The following is a 21,789-nucleotide window of genomic DNA, read 5'->3' on the forward strand; positions in this document are numbered from 1 at the left end:
CCTGAAGGGAGGTTACAAAATGAACAATGTAATGAAAACAACCATAGCTGGTAGAGAACTTAAACTAGAATTTGGAAAAGTTGGGATGTTATCAAATATAGCATCATTTATTAGTTATGGAGAAACAGTTATTTTAACTAATGTTAATGCTTCAGAAAAACCAAGAGAGGGAATAGATTTTTTCCCACTAAGTGTTGAATATGAAGAAAGATTATATTCAGTAGGAAAAATCCCAGGTGGATTTATCAAAAGGGAAGGTAGACCTTCAGAAAATGCTATATTATTTGGAAGAGCGGTAGATAGACCTTTAAGACCACTATTTCCAAAAGGATATAGGAATGATGTTCAAGTTGTTTGTACAGTAGTATCAGTTGAGAAGGATAACCTACCAGAAATTCTAGCAATTAATGCAGCGTCATTATCATTATGCTTATCAAGTATTCCTTTTACAACTCCTGTTGCGGCTGTGCAAGTAGGACTAATCAATGGAAAATTCATTTTAAACCCAACATCTAAAGAAAGAGAAGAAAGTGAACTTCAATTAACTGTTTGTGCAACTAATGAAAGAGTTATGATGATTGAAGCTGGTGGTCAAGAAATTCCAGAAGATGTTATGCTTGGTGCTATTAAATTTGGATTTGATAGTTGTCAAGATATAATCAAGTTTCAAGAAGAAGCTATGCAAAGATTTGGAAAAGAAAAAATGATTCCTGAGTTATATAAACCAAGTAAGGAATTAGAAAATGACATAAAAGAATTTGCTGGTGAAATTATTAAAAAAGCTATGTGGATAAGTGATAAAGATGAAAGAAATGCTGCAATGGACGAAGTAAATGAAAAGGTTTATGCAGAATTTGAAGAAAAGTATCCAGAAAATTTAGGAGATATAAAGGAAATAATTTATAACTTACAAAAAGAAGTTGTAAGAGATATGCTTTTAAATCACCATAGAAGACCAGATGAAAGAGCTTTTGATCAAGTTAGACCAATATCTTGTGAAGTAGGAATACTACCAAGGACTCATGGTACAGGACTATTTACAAGAGGATTAACTCAAGTAATGACAGTTGCTACTTTGGGTGCTGTAGGTGATATTCAAATAATTGATGGAATAGGTGAAGAAGAATCTAAGAGATATATGCATCACTATAACTTCCCTGCTTATTCAGTAGGTGAAGTAAGACCTCTTAGAGGCCCAGGAAGAAGAGAAATAGGTCATGGAGCTTTAGCCGAAAGAGCATTAGAGCCATTAATACCTTCAGAAGAAGAGTTTCCATATACTATTAGATTAGTATCAGAAGTGTTAAGTTCTAATGGATCGACTTCACAAGCTTCAGTTTGTGGTAGTACTTTAGCTTTATTAGATGCAGGTGTACCGCTTAAGAGACCGGCCGCTGGTATAGCAATGGGACTTATAACTTCAGAAGATCTTTCAAGGGAAGAAGTCTTAACAGATATACAAGGCATAGAAGATTTCTTTGCAGATATGGACTTTAAGGTTGCAGGAACTGTAGAGGGTATTACATCAATACAAGTTGATACAAAAATAAAAGGACTAAGCTTTAAAGTAATAGAAGATGCTATAATGGGTGCTAGAAAAGCTAGACTTCATATATTAGATAAAATAAGCGAATGTATTCCAACTCCAAGAGAAGAAGTTTCAAAATATGCTCCTAAAACTTCAGTAATAAGCATTGATCCAGAAAAAATTAGAGACGTTATAGGTGCAGGTGGAAAAGTTATAAATAAAATTATTGATGAAACTGGAGTTAAAATCGATATTAAAGAAGATGGTACAGTATTTGTATCTTCGACAGATCATGATGGCGTTAATAAAGCGATAGCTATTATAGAAGGTTTAACTAAAGAAGTTAAATCAGGGGAAGTTTATTTAGGCAAAGTAACTAAAATAGCAACCTTTGGAGCTTTTGTGGAAATTCTTCCAAATAAGGAAGGACTATGCCATATATCAAAGTTAGATAAAGCAAGAGTAAATAAAGTTGAAGATGTTGTATCTGTAGGAGACGAAATATTAGTTAAAGTAACAGAAATAGATAATCAAGGAAGAATAAATCTTTCAAGAAAAGATGCTTTAACTGATGATTCAGAAGATAAAAAAGAAAAAAGTGAATAGTAAAAAAGTTAGTAAAGGGCAATTTATTGCCTTTTTTCTTATTTTATGGCTTTATAAGAAGTTTATCTTTTAAATCAGTTCTTTATGACTTCTTTTATTTAATTTTCAAGTGAATTTATGTAAGTATCTATTTTCCTTTGAATAAATTGAGTTTAGGAGCAAATTTACCTTTCAATAAATTTTCATATAATAAAAATTAAATTAAATATAAATAAACTAGTATTACATAACTCTAAAATAATATAGAATAATAGTAATATACAATAAATTAAAAAAGTGTAAAGCAAGGAGGAGCTATGTACAATATATATACATTAAAAAATGGATTAAGGGTTGTAACTGAATATATAGATCATGTTAATTCAATAAGTGTGGGAGTAATGGTGCAAAATGGTTCAAGAAATGAGGAATTAGAGTTAAATGGTATTTCTCATTTCATAGAGCATATGTTTTTTAAAGGTACAGAAAAAAGAACATCAAAAGAAATAGTTCAGCAGATAGAAAATGTAGGAGGGCAAATAAATGCTTATACTAGCAAGGAAGCAACTTGCTATTATATTAAAGCATTAAATACACATTTAGATTTATCTATAGAAATATTAGCGGATATGATATTAAATTCTAAATTTGATGATGAAGAAATAGAAAAGGAACAAGGTGTAGTTATTGAAGAAATAAATATGAGTGAAGATACTCCAGAAGATGTTCTAGATAATGATTCATCAAAAGCTATTTTTGGAGAAAATTCATTATCATATCCTATATTAGGAACAATAGAAAATATAAAATCATTTAATAGTAAAAAAATTAAAAAATTTGTTAAATCTCATTATGCTCCACATAATTCAGTGGTATCTGTATGTGGAAAGTTTGATGAAAAGGAACTAATGAAAATGCTAGAAGAAAACTTTGGTTCATGGAAAGGAGAAGGAGATTATAAACCAGAATACAAGTCTCCAATTTTGCTTTCTCAAAGTAAGTATACAAATAAGCCTATAGAACAGTTGCATATAAATTTAGCTTTTAAAGGATTACCATATGCACATGAAAAGGCATATTCTTTAGTACTATTAAATAATGTATTTGGAGGAGGAGCATCTTCAATATTATTTCAAAATGTAAGAGAAGAATTAGGACTATGCTACACTATTTATTCTTATGGTCAGCCATATTTAGGTACTGGAATCAATAATATATATACAGGAGTAAGTAAACAATCTGCAGATAAGGCTTTGGATGTTATTAATAAGGAACTTAAAAAGTTTGCGGATAAAGGAATATCAAATGAATTACTAGAAATTAATAAGGAAAAGATAAAGGCGAGTTATATATTAGGTCTTGAAAGTACTTCATCTAGAATGTTTTCTAACGCAAAAAGTATGTTACTTCAAAACAAAATTAAAACTCAAGAAGAAGTAATAAAAAGAATTAACAATATAAATAGCGATGACATAAATTATGTATTAGATACGTGCTTTAAACCAGGCATAATAAGCTCAGCATATGTAGGTCAAGATATAGAGTATGAGAAATTAAATCAAATTATAGAGCCAGATATAAAGGCATATGACAATTCTAATAAAGATGGAATAAAAAGAATGTAATCTTTACTAGAATATTATGTACTAAAGTATCTCTAATTAGCATAAGATTTACATAAGATGGTATGGAGGTGAATCTTATGTTAAGAGGAGATAAAAAAAGAGGAGAATACTATGAAGAGGAATCTAAGAGAGAATCAAAATATAGGCTTCTTAGTGATTTAGAAAGATATGAAATATTTAATACAGAAGAAGCAGAAAAATATGATACTCAACAAGCCTTAGATTTTATAATTGATGAAAATGGGAATTTACAATTTATAGTTGCTGCTGTTGCCGGAAGTAAATTAGGCTTATTTGGTGGTAGGGAATATGTAGAAATTCCTTGGAATTATGTCACTAAGATTGGAGCAAATGTTATTGTTGTTTCAGCTGATAAAGATAAGATTAAGAGGGCAAGAGCGTAGAAACTTAGGGAGGTTATTACTTGAAAATAATTATACAAAAATTTGGAGGTACATCAGTATCTACCGAAGAAAGAAGAAATCAAGTAGTATCTAAGGTCAAAGAGGCAATAAATAAAGGATTTTCCACTGTAGTAGTAGTATCTGCTATGGGAAGAAAGGGAGAGCCTTATGCTACTGATACATTATTATCTTTACTAGATAATAATTTTAAAAGAAATAACCTACAAGCAACTGATATGCTTATGTGCTGTGGAGAAATAATAAGTAGTGTAGTAATGAGTAATATGCTAATAAATGCAGGTATTCAAGCAGTTCCACTTACTGGTGGGCAAGCAGGTATTATAACAAATGATAATTTTTCAGAGGCAGATTTAATTTATACAAAAACAGAAGATATAAAAGAAATCTTGAAAATCGGAAAAGTCCCAGTTGTTGCTGGATTTCAAGGTATAACTGAAAGAGGATATTTAACTACTCTTGGAAGAGGGGGAAGTGATACATCAGCATGTCTTTTAGGTCAAGCTTTAAATGCAGAGGAAATAGAGATTTACACAGATGTAGATGGAATAATGACTGCAGATCCAAGGATAGTTAATGATGCATCATTAATAGACACTATAAGCTATAACGAAGTATTTCAACTTGCAGATCAAGGGGCAAAAGTTATACATCCAAGAGCTGTAGAATGTGCAAGAAAGGCTAATATTCCAATAGTTATAAAGAATACAATGAGTCAATGTAAGGGCACGTTAGTAAATAACAATGGAATGAACAGGAAGGAAAAAGTTATCTCTGGGATAACTCATTTAAATAACAGAACACAAATAACAGTAAGGCTGAAAGAAAATAGCAATAAAGATAATTACAGAAACCTATTAGAAACTTTAGCAAAAAATAATATAAGTTTAGATCTTATAAATATATTTCCTACTGAACAAATTTTTACTATAGATTCATGTAAGAAAGAAAAATTAGAAAATGTTCTTAAAGATCAGAATATAAAATATAGTATAATGGACAATTGTAGTACCATAGCTATAGTTGGAATTGGAATGACTGGAGTTCCAGGAATAATGGCTAAAATAATAAAGACATTATCTGAGGACTCAATAGATATATTACAAACAGCAGATTCAAATATGACCATATGGTGTCTAATTAAATCTGAAAATATTATAAAAGCTCTTAATCTACTTCATAAAGCTTTTAAATTAGGTGAATAAAATAAATCCTCTTGTACAAAATAATATTGTATAGGAGGATTTTATTATGAAAAATTTTTTTTACTCATTAAAAAGTGAAAATAAAGATATGGAAAAGGATGAAGAAAAACTAAATGAAGCTAAAGAAAAAAGAGAAGAAATAAAAGAATTTGGTACTACTAATGAAGTAGAGCAAGATGAAAGTATTCAAATATTACCAATAATAGGCCAGATAGAAGGACACCAAGTACTTCCGGCTCAATCAAAATCAACCAAATATGAACATGTAATTCCACAACTTATCTCAATGGAGCGTAATGATAAAGTGAAAGGAGTATTAATAATATTAAATACAGTTGGTGGAGATGTGGAGGCAGGATTAGCTATTGCAGAAATGATAAATTCTTTATCTAAACCTACAGTATCAATAGTAATTGGAGGTGGTCATTCAATAGGAGTCCCACTTGCAACATCTTCTAGTTACTCATTTATAACACCATCTGCAACAATGATAGTACATCCAATAAGAATGAATGGGTTTGTTATAGGAGTTGCTCAAACTTTTAATTATTTTCAAAAAATGCAAGAGCGTATAGATAATTTTATAGTAAGAACATCTAAAATAAATAAAAATGAATTAAAAGAAATGATGTTAAAATCTGATGAGTTATTGAATGATATGGGTACTATATTAATAGGAAGTCAAGCAGTAGAATGTGGACTTATAGATGAAGAAGGCGGGATTAAGGATGCATTGGCTAAATTAAAACAATTAATAGAAGAAAAAGAGGAAGAAGAGAAAAAAGAAATGGATATTAAGGAATAATTATAATAGATATGAAAGAGTATAAAAAATATATTTTATATTTAAAAGATTATAAATTAATTTAGGCGGTTTGAATAATGAGTAGTTATTTAAATTGCTTTTTTTTTATTAATGTTTATAATAATATTATGTAAATAATTAGTTTACAATAAGTGGGAAAACAGTGAGGTGATTCTTTGTCTAAAGTTAAGAGTAAAAATACTAGTAAAAAAAAGGACACAAATAAAAAAAACAATGATTTAAAAGAAAGTGGAGATATTAAGGGAATAATTTATATAGTAGTAGGTATGCTATTATCTATTGCGATTTATACAACTTGGGCAGGTGCATTATCTGTTTTATCAAGAAAAGTAATATATAAATTATTAGGGGTTAGCACTTTTGTTCTTCCGTTATATTTAATTTATTTTGGGTATTATACAATTGTATCAAAGGGAAGTATAAAAGTAACAAGAAGAGTTTTTGCAATTACTCTTATTATATTAGCAATAACACTAGGATGCGCCACTGGTAGTATTAATATATTACAAAATAAAGGCGGATTTTATGAAAGTTGGTTAGAAGTTGTTAATATAAATGGGGTGCATGGAGGGCTTATAGGGCATATCTTTGCTTATCCACTAAGTAAACTTATTGGTTATATAGGATCATATATATTATACATTTCGATATGGGTAATAGGAACAGTATTACTATTTGATATAACTTTCTACGATATAATCATGTATTTTAAAGAAAAAAGTAAAAATGTCAAAAAAGATAAAGCATTAAAAAAGGAAGCGGCTATAGAATCAGCAGCAGAAAAAGAAAATGCACCTTTAATAGAAGTTATACCTAAGGAAAAAGAAAAGGAAAGAGAAGAATTTATAAATGGAATAAATAATAAAATAAAAATTTTAGATTTTATGAAAAATTCTTCTTTAGAAGAAAGTACGATTGAAAGTAATCAAGAAGATTTTAAAGTAGATAAAAATAATAATCCATTTAATATCGAAGTTTTTGATGAAGAAAATCATGAAAGTAGGGCAAATAAAGAAGCTAATAAAAATGTAAAAGAAGATGAAAAGCCTAAGAAAAAAGAGAAGTTAGATAGCTCAGTTAAAGATGTAGTAAGTAAGGAGATAGAAGAAAGTTTAACAGATGAAAAAAAAGAAGAGAAAATTTATATACATCCATCAGTAGATCTTTTAAATATAAATAGCAAAATGAAGCTTAGAAGCGAAGATAAAAAAGAGCTTATAGAAAATGCTGGAAAGCTTGAAGGAATTCTAAATGACTTTGGAGTAGATGCAAAGGTTGTACAAGTGACTAAAGGGCCATCAGTAACAAGATTTGAAATTCAACCGAGTCCAGGAGTTAAGGTTTCTAAAATAGTGAACCTTCAAGATGACATAGCATTAGGACTTGCAGCTAGTGGTGTAAGAATGGAAGCTCCTATTCCTGGAAAGGCAGCTATAGGGATAGAAGTACCAAATAATAAGCAAACATCAGTATTTTTAAGAGAAGTTTTAGATTCCAAGGAGTTTGAAACTTCAGATAAAAAACTAGCTTTTGCTTTAGGAAAAGATATAGCGGGTAAATGTGTAGTTGGCGACTTAGCAACTATGCCTCATATGCTTATTGCAGGGGCAACAGGTTCAGGTAAATCTGTATGCATTAATACTCTTATAGTTAGTTTATTATATAAATACAGTCCGAATGAAGTTAAACTATTAATGGTTGATCCTAAAGTTGTAGAACTTAGTGTTTATAATGGGATACCTCATCTTTTAATTCCTGTAGTTACAGATCCTAAAAAAGCTGCAGCAGCATTAAATTGGGCAGTTAATGAAATGAATAAAAGATATAAGTTATTTGCAGATTCCTCTGTAAGGAATATTGAAAGTTATAATTCTCTTTATGATAAAGGTATAATTGAAGAAAAATTACCTTATATAGTTATGATAGTAGATGAACTTGCTGACTTGATGATGGCGTGCCCTAATGATGTAGAAGATTATATCTGTAGACTAGCACAAATGGCTAGAGCAGCAGGGATGCATTTGATAATAGCAACTCAAAGGCCATCTGTTGACGTAATTACTGGTGTTATTAAGGCTAATATACCATCTAGAATTTCATTTGCTGTTTCATCAGGGATAGACTCAAGAACTATACTAGATTCAACTGGAGCAGAAAAACTTCTAGGAAGAGGAGATATGCTATATTGTCCAATAGGTGAAAACAAACCTATTAGAGTTCAAGGAGCGTTTATTTCAGAAGAAGAAGTAGAAAAAGTAGTAAGTTTTATAAAAGAGGAAGAAGCTGGGGTTGATTATGAAGAATCAATACTTGAACATATAGAAAACGGAAGCAAGGAAAGTGGAAAATCAGATGATATAGAAGAAAATGATGAGCTTTTAGATGAAGCAATAAAAATTGTTATAGAATATAATCAAGCATCAACATCTTTTTTACAAAGAAAACTTAGGATAGGATTTAATAGAGCATCAAGAATAATGGATGAACTTGAAGAGAGAGGTATTATATCCGAAAAAGATGGGAGCAGACCAAGGCAAGTTCTACTTTCTAAAGAAGAATTAAATATGGATGACTAAAAAAACTTGTAAATATTATTTTTCTACATTAAAATAATATTTAGGCTAAAAATCAAGAATTTAGGAAACGTAGGAGGAAGTAGCTTTGGAAAAATATAAAGTTGGTATGGTAAGTTTAGGATGTGATAAGAATAGGGTAGACTCAGAACTTATTCTTGGAACTATAAATAAATTTTATGAAATAACAAATGATCCTAGAGAGGCAGAAATAATAATAGTCAATACATGTGGATTTATTGAAAGTGCAAAACAAGAATCAATAGATACAATATTAGAGATGGCTGAATATAAAAATAAATATAAATGTAAAATGCTTATAGCAACAGGATGTTTAGCTCAAAGATATGGAGAAGAACTTTTAGAACTTATGCCAGAAATTGATATTCTTATGGGTGTTAATGACTATATGAAACTGCATAAGCTTATATTAGATTTTATAAAAGGAGAAAGAAAGCTACTTGCAACGAATTATAGCGATGATAATATAAACGAAGGAATAAGACTTTTAACTACAGATAAGCACACTGCATATGTAAGAATTGCAGAAGGTTGTGATAATTATTGTACTTATTGTATAATTCCAAAAATAAGGGGAAAATTTAGAAGTAGAAGTAAAGAATCTATACTAGAAGAAATTAATTATCTAACTAAAAATGGAGTAAAAGAAATTATTCTAATAGCCCAAGACTTAACATATTACGGAATGGATATATTCAATGAAAATAAACTTCATGAATTAATTAAAGAAATTTCAAATATAAATGGAGTAGAATGGATAAGATTATTATATTGTTATCCAGAAGAAATAACAGAAGAACTAATTGAAGAAATAGCAATTAATCCTAAGGTAGTTAAATATTTAGATTTACCAATACAACATATAAGTAGTAATATACTAAGAGGTATGGCGAGAAGAACTAATAAGGAAGCTATAATAGGAATAATAGATAAATTAAGAAAAAGAATACCAGGAATTACTCTAAGAACTTCTCTTATAGTTGGATTTCCAGGAGAAACAGATGCAGATTTTAATGAGCTGTGCAATTTTTTAGAAGATTATAAACTTGATAATGTAGGAGTTTTTAAATATTCAAAAGAAGAAGGAACTCCAGCTGCTAATATGGAAAATCAGGTAGACGAAGATACAAAAGAGCAAAGACAAAAAAAGATTATGATAATTCAAAAAAATGTTGTTGAGGAACTAAACAAATTGAAAATTTCAAAGATTTATGATACTATTATAGAAGGAAGAAAAGGGAAATATTTCATTGGGAGAAGTTCAGAAATGGCACCTGAAATTGACGGAAGTATATTAATTGATGAAGTTAGAAGTCTTAAAAAAGGTGATATTGTGAAAGTCAAAATTAAGGAAGCATTAGAGTATGATTTAATAGGAGAGATATGCGATGAATTTAGCAAATAAGCTAACAATGATAAGAATATTTTTGGTACCGATATTTTTAATATTTATTGCTGTAAAAAACATTCCATATGGAACTTTCATAGCTACTTTTATATTCATAATTGCGTCTTTAACTGATCAATTAGATGGATATATTGCAAGAAGTAGAAATCAAGTAACCAATTTTGGAAAGTTTATGGATCCTCTTGCAGACAAACTTTTAGTTACAGCTGCCCTAATTTCATTAGTAGAACTTCAAGTTATACCAGCTTGGGCTACAGTAGTAATAATAGCGAGAGAGTTTGCAGTTTCAGGACTTAGAACTATAGCAGCAGCAGAAGGAAAAGTAATTGCTGCAAGCAATTGGGGAAAGCTAAAAACTGTTACTCAAATAATTGCCATAATATTTTTATTAATTCAAGTAAATGTAGCATCTTCAAAATATCTAATATCATTAGTATCAGAAAGTGATATATTTAAAAATGTTATTACATATGGACCTAAGATTGCATTGTTTTTAGCTGTACTAATGACGATAATATCTGGATATGATTATTTTGCTAAAAACATGAAAATAATAGATACTAATAAGTAGTTTAAAAAATAGAAATATGGGTATAATTAAAAATAAAAGTTCCATCTTAGATAGTTGGAACTTTTAATATATTTTTAATATATATAGTTTCTAATTAATAAATTATATAAATAGAAAAGTGCTATAACTTAAAGAGTAGCATAGCTAATTTATTTAAATGTTGAATAATTATTGAAATTTATATATTTATATTAAAATGAATATTATATGTTGACTATAAGTAAGAAATACTTTATAATTAATTATAGAACAAATGTTCGCAAAGAGAGGAAGGTGCTATATGGGAAATATAGATATGGATAAGTTAAAGGCTATAGAAAATGCAATGGGTCAAATTGAAAAGCAGTTTGGTAAAGGCTCTATAATGAAACTAGGAGAAAATAGTTCATTAAATATAGAAACTATTTCGACAGGTTGTCTTGATTTGGACATAGCTTTAGGTGTAGGGGGAGTTCCTAAAGGTAGAATAATAGAAATATATGGACCAGAAAGTTCAGGTAAAACAACAGTAGCATTACACATTGCTGCTGAAGCACAAAAGCTTGGAGGCGCTGTTGCTTTTATTGATGCTGAGCACGCATTAGATCCAAGTTATGCAAAAAATTTAGGGGTTGACACAGAAAATCTTATAGTTTCACAACCAGATACAGGAGAGCAAGGGCTTGAAATCGCTGAGGCATTGGTTCGTTCAGGTGCAATAGATGTAATAGTAGTTGATTCAGTTGCAGCTTTAGTTCCAAGAGCCGAAATAGAAGGTGAAATGGGAGATTCTCACGTTGGCCTTCAAGCAAGGCTTATGTCACAAGCTTTAAGAAAATTAACAGGAACTATACAAAAAACGGGTTGTGTAGCTATATTTATAAACCAATTAAGAGAAAAAGTTGGAGTTATGTTTGGAAATCCTGAAACTACAACAGGCGGAAGAGCTTTAAAATTCTATTCTTCAGTTAGACTCGATGTTAGAAGAATAGATTCAATAAAACAAGGTGAAAGCATTGTAGGAAATAGAACAAGAGTTAAGGTAATGAAAAACAAGGTAGCACCTCCATTTAAGCAAGCTGAATTTGATATAATGTATAATGAAGGTATATCAAGAAATGGAAATATAGTTGATGTTGGAGTTAAAGAGGGAATGGTTCAAAAGAGCGGAGCTTGGTTCTCTTATGGTGATATAAGACTTGGTCAAGGAAGAGAAAATGCAAAGCAATATCTAAAAGATAATCCTGAAATTGCATTAGAAATAGAAAATAAAATTAGAGAAAAGTTTCAACTTCCAATAATGAAAGAAGTTGCTATAGATAAAACTGCAAAAGATAAAACTACAAAAGATAAAACTGCAAAAGAATAATAAACTTTAATAATATATTGAATATAATTAGATAAAAATGTTAATACTAATAGTCGATAGTGATAATATTGAAATATTATTATTGTCGACTTTTTTATTAATTATAAAATAAAACATAGAAATCAATACATTATTAATAATGTAAACAATTAAATTTTGTTTATCAAATAAATAACTAAACTTGACATAATTTTAATTTTAAGATAAAATAATAACAAATACTGGTTTTATCATATTTCAAATATCAGTTAAGATTAAATGTGATGCCTACTACATTTTCGTTTAAACATAAGTTTATATGAATGGAGGAGGTGTTGTTATGGATATGAATAAGGTTCTTATTTGGATAATAGTTGATATTATAGTATTAGTCATACTTGGCTTATTACTTTATAAGGCTATACAAAGTGCTTCTAAAAATAAGATAGAAGGCTTAGAAAAAGAAGCGGAAACTCTTTTAGAAAATGCTAAGAGAGAAGCTGAAGCAACTAAGAAAGAGTCAATTTTAGAGGCAAAGGAAGAGGTTCATAGACTTAGGAATGATTTAGAAAGGGATTCAAGGGAAAGAAGAAATGAAATTCAAAGACTTGAAAGAAGAATAATTCAAAGAGAGGAATCCCTAGATAAGAAAAGTGATCTTCTGGAAAAGAAAGAAGAAGCATTAAGTAAAAGATTACAAGAAATCGATGAAATGGAAGCAAATGTACAGGAACTATTTGCTAAAAGAAGAGAGGAGCTTGAAAGAATAGCAACTCTGTCTACTGATGAAGCTAGAGAAATTCTTTTAGAAGAAGTTAGAAGAGAAATTACTCATGAAACTGCTATTATGATCAAAGAAATAGAATCTAGAGCAAAAGAAGAAGCAGATAAAAAAGCTAGAGAAATTATAACAACTGCCATTCAAAGATGTGCAGCTGATCATGTATCAGAATCAACAGTACATGTTGTTGCCCTTCCTAATGATGAAATGAAGGGTAGAATTATAGGTAGAGAAGGTAGAAATATCAGAACTCTTGAAACATTAACAGGAGTAGATTTAATAATAGATGATACTCCAGAAGCAGTTATTTTATCAAGTTTTGACCCTGTAAGGAGAGAAATTGCCAAAATAGCTTTAGAAAAGTTAATTGTGGATGGTAGAATTCATCCAGCTAGAATCGAGGAAATGGTAGAAAGAGCTACCAAAGATGTTGAAAATGACATCAAAGAAGAAGGAGAACAAGCAACATTAGAAACTGGTGTTCATGGTGTTCATCCTGAAATAATTAAATTACTTGGTAGACTAAAGTATAGAACTAGTTATGGACAAAATGTGTTAAAGCATTCAATTGAAGTTTCATATTTAGCTGGTGTTATGGCTGCAGAGTTAGGCTTAGATGTAAATTTAGCTAAGAGAGCAGGATTATTACATGATATTGGTAAAGTAGCAACACAAGAAGAAGAAGGCCGCCATGCTGTAATAGGGGGCGATTTAGCGAAAAAATATGGAGAATCACAAGCTGTATATAATGCTATAGCTGCACATCATGGAGATGTTGAGATGCTAACACTAGAAGCTGTATTAGTTCAAGCGGCTGATGCAATATCAGCAGCAAGACCAGGAGCTAGAAGAGAAACTCTTGAGGCTTATATTAAGCGTTTAGAGAAACTTGAGGAAATTGCAAATTCTTACGAAGGTGTAGAAAAATCATATGCAATTCAAGCTGGTAGAGAGATTAGAATTATGGTTAAACCAGATCAGTTAGATGACGCTGGATCTGTAGAATTAGCTAGAAGTTTAGCTAAGAGTATAGAAGAACAATTAGAGTATCCAGGTCAAATAAAAATTAATGTTATAAGAGAAACAAGAGCAGTAGATTATGCTAAATAATATAAAGTACATTTTGCAGTGCAAAATGTACTTTATTTTTCATTTTAAAGAAATTTATTTTTTATATAAATTAAAAAAAATAAAAGTATAAAAATTTTAAAAATAAAGAAGGATTTTTTTGTATCTTATAGAATATATATGATGTAGGAGCAAAAGCTCTATAACATATTGTAAACGATTTTTATCTAGGAGGTAAAGACAAGTGGAAGTATTAAAAGTTTCAACAAAATCAAATCCAAATTCGGTGGCAGGTGCATTAGCTGCCATAATTAAGGAAAAAAATATAGTAGAAATCCAAGCAGTAGGAGCAGGTGCTATAAATCAAGCAGTAAAAGCAATTGCTATAGCAAGAGGCTTCGTTGCCCCTAGCGGAAAAGATATTGTTTGTGTTCCAGCATTCACTGATATTGAAATAGATGGTGAAGAAAGAACTGCAATAAAATTAATTGTACAACCAAGATAGTAAGGTTTTATATTTAAATTGGGGAGAAAATCTATTTAGGGGAAATAAAGAAAAGGACTACATTTAGGTAGTTCCTTTTCATATTAAGCAAAATAGCCTTTATAAGCCTTGAAATTTTTTAAAATTACATATATAATGAAATAGTTAAATAGAAAACTATTTTAAATTTAATGTAAAGAGGTGTGTTTAATGATATCTAAAGAGGTTGTAGTAAACAACGGAACTGGTTTACATGCTAGACCAGCAACTTTATTAGTAAAGAAGGCTTCATCTTTCAAATCAGATGTAAGCATAGAGTTTAACGGAAAGAAAGCAAACGTTAAGAGTTTAATTGGAGTTCTTTCTTTAGGAGTAACTAAAGGAGCTAAAATAACTGTTTTAGCAAGCGGAGATGACGAAGCTTTAGCAGCAGAAGAAATTGTTAACTTAATAGCTAACTTAGAAGATTAATAAAAAAGTGCCAAAAGGCACTTTTTTATTAATCTTTTATTAGTATGTAGTTAATTAAATAAATTTAAAGATTTGCACTTGAAAACTAAGGCGATTATATCCAAAGCAGCAATAAATATTACGATATATACTATTCTTTGTAGTATAACAGAGCCTCCAACTAGTAGAGTTACAATATTCATACTTAATAAACCTATGAGACCCCAGTTTATTGCACCAATTAATACTAATATAAAAGATATCTTATCCAATAAAGATATTTTACACATATTTTACCTCCTTATAAATAATACAGTATATATATATTAAAAAAAAACAAAAATATAACTGAAAATTAATATAAAAGCTATTTAAAAGTATTATAATTATGTTATAATACGAATGATGATAAAAAAAACTAAAAATTTATTCGGAGGTTATCTAAAGATGAGAGATTTATATAATTCACCATTAAATTCAAGATATGCATCAAAGGAAATGAGTTTTATATTTTCAGATGATATGAAATTTTCAACATGGAGAAAACTATGGGTTGCATTAGCAGAAGGAGAAAAAGAACTAGGATTAAATATAAGTGAAGAGCAAATAGAAGAACTTAAATCCAATATATATAATATAAATTATGAAGAAGCAATTAAAAAAGAAAAAGAAGTTAGGCATGATGTTATGAGCCATGTTTATGCTTATGGACTTCAGTGTCCTAGAGCAAAGGGTATTATACATTTAGGAGCAACTAGCTGTTATGTTGGAGATAATACAGATATAATAATAATGAGAGATGCACTATTATTAATTAAGAAAAAGATTATATTAGTATTAAATCATTTATCTAGTTTTGCAGTAAAATATAAGGAAATGCCTACACTTGGTTTTACACATTTTCAGCCGGCTCAATTAACTACTGTTGGAAAAAGAGCTACTTTATGGATGCAAGATTTAGTTTTAGATATAGAAAATATTGACTTTTTACTGTCAACGCTTAAATTAAGGGGTGTTAAAGGGACTACTGGCACACAGGCAAGTTTTATGGCGTTATTCAATAATGATGAAGAAAAAGTAAAGAAATTAGATTATATTGTAGCTGAAAAAATGGGATTTGCGAAAAGCTACGGTGTAACGGGTCAAACTTACCCAAGAAAGTTAGATTCTATAGTACTAAATAGGTTATCAGAAGTTGCTCAAAGTGCTTATAAATTTAGCAATGATTTAAGGCTATTACAAAGTATGAAGGAAATCGAAGAACCGTTTGAAAAAAATCAAATAGGATCATCAGCAATGGCATATAAGAGAAATCCAATGAGAAGCGAACGAATGGGTTCTCTAGCAAGATATGTAATAGTAAACTCATTAAATCCAGCCATAACAGCAGCTACACAATGGTTTGAGAGAACTTTAGATGATTCAGCTAATAAAAGAATAGCAGTTGCTGAAGCGTTTTTAGCATTGGATGGAGTATTGAATCTTTATATAAATATTGCTGAAAATATGGTTGTATATGAAAAAGTTATAAGCTCTCACGTTAATAAAGAGTTACCATTTATGGCTACAGAAAATATCATGATGGAAGCAGTTAAAAGAGGTGGAGACAGACAAGAGCTTCATGAAAAAATTAGAGTTCATTCAATGGAAGCAGCTCAAAGAGTGAAAGGTGAAGGATTAGAAAATGATCTTATAGAAAGAATAATAAATGATAGAAGTTTTATGTTAAATCAAGAGGAAATATTAAATATAATAGATCCAACTAAATTTATTGGGAGAGCTCCAAGTCAAGTTTTAGAATTTATAGATACTTATATAAGACCAATTATTGAAGAAAATAAAGATGCGTTACAAATAGAAACAGAGATTTTAGTATAATAAAGCAGTTAAAAAGTCATGAAGTGTTATAAAAATAATACTTTATGACTTATTTATTTTAGTAAGAATATTAATGAAAAATGAATAAAATAGTTAGATTAGACAATAATTAATAGATAGAAATAGTAAGGGAGGAATATAAATGATAGATAAAGATGAATATATGTCTCAATGCATAAGTTGTAATGGAACAGGAAGAATAAAATGCGATTGTGGTACAGAAGAATCGCCAAATGAACGTTGCCTAACTTGCGGTGGTGAAGGGAGTTTTAAATGTCCTGTTTGTGAAGGTGGGGGAAAGCTTTAGGTTTATTATAAACTAGATATGTCTAGCAATTAGTTGCATTATTTATATTAAGGTAGGAATTTTTCTTACCTTATCTTTATTTAGAATAACAAAATTAAATGCATTGTAATAGTATATACTGTAATAGTAATTTAAAAGGGAAATTTTTATGTCAATGTATATAAGTCATATCCCAAGAACTGAAATGAATATAGGAGATAAAAAAGAAGTAATTTCAACTAGGGTTGGAGACGTAATAGGAAGTAGTGCCCTAGATATTGTATATTTAGTAGGAAATAGAAAAGGCAGTGGGAAAAATACCATCTTTTATAATATGGGAATATTAATTTCTGATGGGGAGACCGGTAAGATAGTTAATATAGACTTAAGAGGAATTGAAGGATACAAGCCTAGAATAACATTGCAGCATTTTAAGGCTGATAAAGATAATGAAATACTATTTTCTATGGAGGATATAGGTACCAATGCATATATAACAGCACAAGTTTTTACATTAGATGGAGACAAAGTTATCAAAATTTTTGATACAAATTACTATAATCAAAGTGAATCATATCAGGTAATATATCAAGATAATTATGTGGTAGATATGGTAGATACTAAGAAAAATATAGTTTATTCAATAGATATAAGTAGAAAAGATAAACTTTACTTAAGCGAAATATATAATGATAATGGATTATTAAAGAAAAAGATAATAGGGAAGGTTCTTCCGGTATCAGGAATAAGTCCGATAGATATAAGAAGAGAAGATGTATTAGACCTTTTATTAATACAAAAAATTATTGGAAGAAGTGAAAGTGATATTTTAGCTGTAATGCATAGTACTTTAAGCTTTAGGAACATAACTTTTGAAAAAGAAGATTCATTTGTAGGTATATTAGGAGAAAAGTTACCAAATCCTTTAATAAGATCAAAGGAAATAAGCAATAAGAGTTATATAAATTTTTCTAAAATTGAATTTATAGAATCGGAATTAGTAAAAGATAGTTCTATAGAAAGAGCAATAGAAAAGTTTTTTAATTTAAATCATGGAGAGGATAAGGTTAATTATTTATATAATAAAGTGAACTTGAATGATGATGCTAATTATCACATATTAGTTTATTTAGAGGGGCCTAGATTTTGTACCGAAAGAGGGGGAACTTTAGCCATATTCAAAAGAAAAAATGATGAATATAATTTAATATCTAAAATAAGCAATATTGTAAATCCAATAATAATTTCTGAAAATAAAAGTAATGGGTATAGAGACTTAATAGTAAAAGTATTAGATAGTGAAAAAGAAGATTTTAGAGTATTAAAATTTAATGGTAATGCATATCCTTTAGATCCTATAAAAGAAAGAAAAGTAAAAAGTGGAAGTGAAATAAGGGGAATTGCAGCTATTTCTGATGACTTATTCTATACAAGAGGTATAGAATATAAATAAAAGGCTATAACAAAGATAAAAAAAATTAATTTTGAAAATCACTATGGAAGTTTTCAAAATTAATTTTTTTATTCTTAATTTTTACTGCAAGATAGGATTTGTGTTACTTTAACTCAATAGAGTTGTTTGTATCAACTTTAAATGAATCTCCATCTTTCATTAAGATATGTCCAGAAGTATAAGGCTTATCATCTAAATTTATTATAACATTGCTAACATTAAAATAATCTCCAAAAGTATTACATATAGCTTTTAAAGTATTTGTTTCAGCACCAGATCCTAAATTCTGAGCTTCAACAAAGTTAGAAGAAAAATTTAATGTTATAGTATCATTTTCATCATTAACTTTAGCTGATATTAGTGAAATATCATTAGATATAGCAGGAGAAATATCACTATTAGGAGATTTCTTTAATTCATTAATTAATGCTGTAGCTGTAGCTTTATCTTTTATTTCAATAGTTTTATTAATATAAACTATTTTATCAATAACAACATCATAATAATAAATTCTTGCATCATCAGAAACTATTTCACTAGATTCATTATTGGAATTATTAATATTGTTTTTAGAATCATCATTATTATTAGAAAAACTTCCAGTATTATTTTTTTCCGATATATTATTGTCTTTATCTCCATTCTGACAAGAAATCATGGAAAAACCTATTAATAGCGAGATAATTATTGCTGTAAATTTTTTATTCATATATTTACACCTCCAGTTATATAAGTTATTTATATACTAATTTTACTTAAATATTATATGGTTCAAAAATAACTTAAATAAACAGCTGACATTAAGCACAAATCATATAATATATTTAATTATATTATAACATAATTAATAAGTTGTTACAAATTTACATAATATTTCTGTGTAAATAAAGAAATACTATTATTTGAAAAAAATAATTAAATGTCATATAATATAAACCGTTGGTTTAAAAATAATAGGATATATCAAATTATATTTATAAAAATCTAATTAGATATATCCTATTATATTAATTGGAGGAATTATTTAAAAATACTAAATTTAATAGTAATTTAGTATAACCTTCACAAAGAGAAATAGAGATTGGCATATTATTTTCATTAATTAAATACTCTTTATTTAGGGTTTTATATTTAAAATATAAATCAAATAAATTTCTAAAATAAATTGAATTACAGCCTATATAAACTTTGTCAATAATTTCTACGTCAGGAGAAAAGTATTTATCTTTAAGCTTTTTATAGATTAAATAATAAATTATAGAAATAGAAGTTTTTTCTACTTGTCTATAATCATATTTTTTAATATCATCAAAATCTCTTATTAAGTTTTCAAAGAAATCTAAAGTTGATGGATGAAGAGTTAAAATATCTTTATTTAAAAAACTTAAAAGAGAATTAGTATAAAAGGATATATTATTTAAAAAGTTCCATAAATCATTTACATTGAATTTTTCTAATTGTATATTCTGTGAGATTTCCATGTGTATATCAGTAAGAATTCTTTTACTTTCGGAGTAAACCTTATTATTTCCGCAAAGTGTAAAATCTCTAATTAAATTAAAAGCTATTCTATCATCTTCTTTAGAACCAATTGCATATTTACCATCACTATTAAAAAAGTTAATGGTAGTTATAGATAGATGAATCAAAGAAACTAATGCTAAATAAGAATAATTAATATAGGTAATTCCTATACAAAATAAAATTATAAAAATTAAAAAGTCATATATTGGTCCTATCCAAAAGAAAAATCTTATTTTATTTAAAAGAATATTATAATCAATTTTAGAAGAAATTTTCAAACAATTGAAATGAGATCTGCTTGTTATAGTATCATGAATAGGAGGATTTATTTTAATTTTTATATTAGAGTATTTTTTGTATATTGTAAAAGGAATAACATGATAAAAAGAACATTTAAACTTTAGAAATAAAGAAATAATAAAATGCAAAAATTCATGAAAAAATATAATGATATATTCTATGATAACAATTCTTAATATTATAAAAATATATTGCAAAAATAATCATCCTTAAAAATTACTCTTAATTATTAATATAGAAAAATATATTTAAAAAGTGATTATTTTAATAAATAAATCAGCATCAAAAAAGCCTAAGAAATATGTAATAGCTTTTTTGATGCTGTATAGAAAATCTATACCCAAGCTTGTTTTAGAATCTTAAATAATTAAAACTCTACATATTTTAATTTGAAGCTTTGGGATAATAGATATTCAGTAATAAGCATATAATACTTATTAATACAAATAATTTTTAAGGGCAGAGTATAAGCTAATTATATTTAGCTTGTATAATATCAGAAAAAGTATTCTATAAATAATAATACAATACTGTAAAATAATATTAATAAAAGAATAAAAATATTCCTATTATATGAATGAATTTATGAAAAACCAATATTTATATAATAATTTAAAGGAGATAAAAGTATGAATATACAAATATTTGGGCGAAAAAAATGCTTTGATACAAAAAAAGCAGAAAGATATTTTAAAGAAAGAAATATAAATTTTCAATTTATAGATATAGATTTAAAAGGACTTAGTAAAGGCGAACTGAATTCTGTAAAAAAGTCTATTTCTATAAATGAATTAATAAATAAAGATAGTAAGGATTATAGAAAATTAAATTTAGACAAAATTAGAAGTAATGACATGAAAGAAGAGATTTTATTAAAAAATCCTAAATTATTTATATCTCCAATAGTTAGAAATAGTAATATTGCCACTTTAGGATATAAAAAAGAAATTTGGGATACCTGGGAATAAAATAAAGTAAAAAAGGTGAATAAATGATTAAAATAAAAATACAAAAGGTTAAAGAAGAACAGCTTATATTTAAAATTAGTTTAAAAGAAAATGATATAGAAAGATATCCATTATTAAAGAGACCTATAATAGAAGGTAAGCAAATAAAAGGTAGATTTAATTATGAAGTGCCGCTTAGATATTTTGTACCAATAATAAATAACATAAATAAGGAAGATTTCATTATTGATAAAAATAGTAAATTAGAATTTCTAGAGTTTTTTGACAACTTTGAAGAAAGACATTATGCCAGTTTATCAGCAACTCCTAAATTCATGAAAACATGGAGAAATGAAGATTGTCCTAATATATTTAAAATAAAAATAAATCCTGAAAATAAAAATTTATCTAAACAATTAGCTTTTAAAAAAATAAAAATAAAAATTGATTAAAGATAAAAAGGAATTAAAGCATTTTAGCTTTAATTCCTTTTCATATTTAATGAAGGAGATGAATTTATATGGATT

20 protein-coding genes are annotated in these 21,789 nt (G+C 27.9%); 17 read left to right on the forward strand and 3 right to left on the reverse strand.

Translation table 11 applies throughout. The features are described 5' to 3' along the window. Positions 1 to 19 precede the first annotated feature (19 nt). From AAT22_RS06470 to AAT22_RS06525, 12 genes are all read left to right on the forward strand, one after another. Positions 20 to 2,134 carry a polyribonucleotide nucleotidyltransferase gene (locus AAT22_RS06470; protein ID WP_016206321.1) on the forward strand — a complete coding sequence of 705 codons (2,115 nt, stop codon included), beginning with the start codon at positions 20 to 22 and terminating at the stop codon, positions 2,132 to 2,134. 296 nt (positions 2,135 to 2,430) lie between these two features. Next, the gene (locus tag AAT22_RS06475) at positions 2,431 to 3,738 is read left to right on the forward strand and encodes a pitrilysin family protein (protein WP_047000618.1); all 1,308 of its coding nucleotides are present in this window, start codon (positions 2,431 to 2,433) and stop codon (positions 3,736 to 3,738) included. Positions 3,739 to 3,815: 77 nt separating this feature from the next. After that, the gene (locus AAT22_RS06480; RefSeq protein ID WP_047000619.1) at positions 3,816 to 4,142 is read left to right on the forward strand and encodes a YlmC/YmxH family sporulation protein; all 327 of its coding nucleotides are present in this window, start codon (positions 3,816 to 3,818) and stop codon (positions 4,140 to 4,142) included. 20 nt (positions 4,143 to 4,162) lie between these two features. Continuing rightward, a complete protein-coding gene (gene dapG / locus AAT22_RS06485; protein WP_016206319.1) occupies positions 4,163 to 5,365 on the forward strand; it encodes an aspartate kinase in 1,203 nt (400 codons plus the stop codon). Positions 5,366 to 5,411: 46 nt separating this feature from the next. After that, positions 5,412 to 6,170 carry an ATP-dependent Clp protease proteolytic subunit gene (locus tag AAT22_RS06490; RefSeq protein ID WP_016206318.1) on the forward strand — a complete coding sequence of 253 codons (759 nt, stop codon included), beginning with the start codon at positions 5,412 to 5,414 and terminating at the stop codon, positions 6,168 to 6,170. A 176-nt stretch (positions 6,171 to 6,346) separates the two neighbouring features. Beyond that, positions 6,347 to 8,767, forward strand: a complete 2,421-nt coding sequence (locus AAT22_RS06495) for a DNA translocase FtsK (protein ID WP_047000620.1) — start codon at positions 6,347 to 6,349, stop codon at positions 8,765 to 8,767. A gap of 85 nt (positions 8,768 to 8,852) precedes the next feature. Next, positions 8,853 to 10,190 carry a 30S ribosomal protein S12 methylthiotransferase RimO gene (rimO, locus tag AAT22_RS06500; RefSeq protein WP_016206316.1) on the forward strand — a complete coding sequence of 446 codons (1,338 nt, stop codon included), beginning with the start codon at positions 8,853 to 8,855 and terminating at the stop codon, positions 10,188 to 10,190. Further along, the gene (gene pgsA, locus AAT22_RS06505; RefSeq protein WP_016206315.1) at positions 10,174 to 10,764 is read left to right on the forward strand and encodes a CDP-diacylglycerol--glycerol-3-phosphate 3-phosphatidyltransferase; all 591 of its coding nucleotides are present in this window, start codon (positions 10,174 to 10,176) and stop codon (positions 10,762 to 10,764) included. Before rimO ends, pgsA begins: the two co-directional genes overlap by 17 nt. Positions 10,765 to 11,044: 280 nt before the next feature. Next, positions 11,045 to 12,112: a recombinase RecA gene (recA, locus tag AAT22_RS06510; protein ID WP_016206314.1), complete on the forward strand. Its 1,068-nt coding sequence runs from the start codon at positions 11,045 to 11,047 to the stop codon at positions 12,110 to 12,112. 325 nt (positions 12,113 to 12,437) lie between these two features. Further along, positions 12,438 to 13,982, forward strand: a complete 1,545-nt coding sequence (gene rny, locus AAT22_RS06515) for a ribonuclease Y (protein WP_016206313.1) — start codon at positions 12,438 to 12,440, stop codon at positions 13,980 to 13,982. A gap of 202 nt (positions 13,983 to 14,184) precedes the next feature. Continuing rightward, a complete protein-coding gene (locus AAT22_RS06520; RefSeq protein WP_016206312.1) occupies positions 14,185 to 14,445 on the forward strand; it encodes a stage V sporulation protein S in 261 nt (86 codons plus the stop codon). Between the two features lie 189 nt (positions 14,446 to 14,634). Then, a complete protein-coding gene (locus tag AAT22_RS06525) occupies positions 14,635 to 14,895 on the forward strand; it encodes an HPr family phosphocarrier protein (protein WP_016206311.1) in 261 nt (86 codons plus the stop codon). A gap of 50 nt (positions 14,896 to 14,945) precedes the next feature. Here AAT22_RS06525 and AAT22_RS06530 read toward each other — a convergent pair whose 3' ends face one another. Beyond that, the gene (locus AAT22_RS06530; protein ID WP_047000621.1) at positions 14,946 to 15,164 is read right to left on the reverse strand and encodes a DUF378 domain-containing protein; all 219 of its coding nucleotides are present in this window, start codon (positions 15,162 to 15,164) and stop codon (positions 14,946 to 14,948) included. A 157-nt stretch (positions 15,165 to 15,321) separates the two neighbouring features. On the opposite strand from AAT22_RS06530, the gene purB reads away from it, so the two are divergent. From purB to AAT22_RS06540, 3 genes are all read left to right on the forward strand, one after another. After that, positions 15,322 to 16,752, forward strand: coding sequence for an adenylosuccinate lyase (gene purB, locus AAT22_RS06535; protein WP_047000622.1), 1,431 nt, complete (start codon positions 15,322 to 15,324; stop codon positions 16,750 to 16,752). A 142-nt stretch (positions 16,753 to 16,894) separates the two neighbouring features. Beyond that, positions 16,895 to 17,059, forward strand: a complete 165-nt coding sequence (locus tag AAT22_RS19020) for a hypothetical protein (protein ID WP_156174289.1) — start codon at positions 16,895 to 16,897, stop codon at positions 17,057 to 17,059. A gap of 148 nt (positions 17,060 to 17,207) precedes the next feature. Continuing rightward, positions 17,208 to 18,491 (forward strand): hypothetical protein, encoded by a 1,284-nt coding sequence (locus AAT22_RS06540; RefSeq protein WP_047000623.1) that lies wholly within the window; start codon positions 17,208 to 17,210, stop codon positions 18,489 to 18,491. A 103-nt stretch (positions 18,492 to 18,594) separates the two neighbouring features. Here the strand turns inward: AAT22_RS06540 and AAT22_RS06545 are convergent, their stop codons facing one another. Further along, positions 18,595 to 19,200, reverse strand: a complete 606-nt coding sequence (locus AAT22_RS06545; protein ID WP_016206307.1) for a GerMN domain-containing protein — start codon at positions 19,198 to 19,200, stop codon at positions 18,595 to 18,597. A 298-nt stretch (positions 19,201 to 19,498) separates the two neighbouring features. Then, positions 19,499 to 20,140, reverse strand: coding sequence for a hypothetical protein (locus AAT22_RS06550; protein WP_172655007.1), 642 nt, complete (start codon positions 20,138 to 20,140; stop codon positions 19,499 to 19,501). An 804-nt stretch (positions 20,141 to 20,944) separates the two neighbouring features. Between AAT22_RS06550 and AAT22_RS06555 the strand changes: the two genes are divergently transcribed. After that, positions 20,945 to 21,283 (forward strand): ArsC/Spx/MgsR family protein, encoded by a 339-nt coding sequence (locus AAT22_RS06555; protein ID WP_016206602.1) that lies wholly within the window; start codon positions 20,945 to 20,947, stop codon positions 21,281 to 21,283. Positions 21,284 to 21,306: 23 nt separating this feature from the next. Then, a complete protein-coding gene (locus tag AAT22_RS06560) occupies positions 21,307 to 21,714 on the forward strand; it encodes a hypothetical protein (RefSeq protein WP_047000625.1) in 408 nt (135 codons plus the stop codon). Positions 21,715 to 21,789: the final 75 nt, after the last annotated feature.

The sequence above is a fragment of the Clostridium sp. C8 genome (genome assembly GCF_001010885.1).
Lineage (GTDB): Bacteria > Bacillota > Clostridia > Clostridiales > Clostridiaceae > Clostridium > Clostridium sartagoforme.

Bases quoted from the DNA above. Each gene is read 5' to 3' on its own strand.
- AAT22_RS06470 (WP_016206321.1), top strand. From the start codon at position 20: ATGAACAATGTAATGAAAACAACCATAGCTGGTAGAGAACTTAAACTA.
- AAT22_RS06475 (WP_047000618.1), top strand. From the start codon at position 2,431: ATGTACAATATATATACATTAAAAAATGGATTAAGGGTTGTAACTGAA.
- AAT22_RS06480 (WP_047000619.1), top strand. From the start codon at position 3,816: ATGTTAAGAGGAGATAAAAAAAGAGGAGAATACTATGAAGAGGAATCT.
- AAT22_RS06490 (WP_016206318.1), top strand. From the start codon at position 5,412: ATGAAAAATTTTTTTTACTCATTAAAAAGTGAAAATAAAGATATGGAA.
- pgsA (WP_016206315.1), top strand. From the start codon at position 10,174: ATGAATTTAGCAAATAAGCTAACAATGATAAGAATATTTTTGGTACCG.
- recA (WP_016206314.1), top strand. From the start codon at position 11,045: ATGGGAAATATAGATATGGATAAGTTAAAGGCTATAGAAAATGCAATG.
- rny (WP_016206313.1), top strand. From the start codon at position 12,438: ATGAATAAGGTTCTTATTTGGATAATAGTTGATATTATAGTATTAGTC.
- AAT22_RS06525 (WP_016206311.1), top strand. From the start codon at position 14,635: ATGATATCTAAAGAGGTTGTAGTAAACAACGGAACTGGTTTACATGCT.
- AAT22_RS06530 (WP_047000621.1), bottom strand. From the start codon at position 15,164: ATGTGTAAAATATCTTTATTGGATAAGATATCTTTTATATTAGTATTA.
- purB (WP_047000622.1), top strand. From the start codon at position 15,322: ATGAGAGATTTATATAATTCACCATTAAATTCAAGATATGCATCAAAG.
- AAT22_RS19020 (WP_156174289.1), top strand. From the start codon at position 16,895: ATGATAGATAAAGATGAATATATGTCTCAATGCATAAGTTGTAATGGA.
- AAT22_RS06540 (WP_047000623.1), top strand. From the start codon at position 17,208: ATGTCAATGTATATAAGTCATATCCCAAGAACTGAAATGAATATAGGA.
- AAT22_RS06545 (WP_016206307.1), bottom strand. From the start codon at position 19,200: ATGAATAAAAAATTTACAGCAATAATTATCTCGCTATTAATAGGTTTT.
- AAT22_RS06555 (WP_016206602.1), top strand. From the start codon at position 20,945: ATGAATATACAAATATTTGGGCGAAAAAAATGCTTTGATACAAAAAAA.
- AAT22_RS06560 (WP_047000625.1), top strand. From the start codon at position 21,307: ATGATTAAAATAAAAATACAAAAGGTTAAAGAAGAACAGCTTATATTT.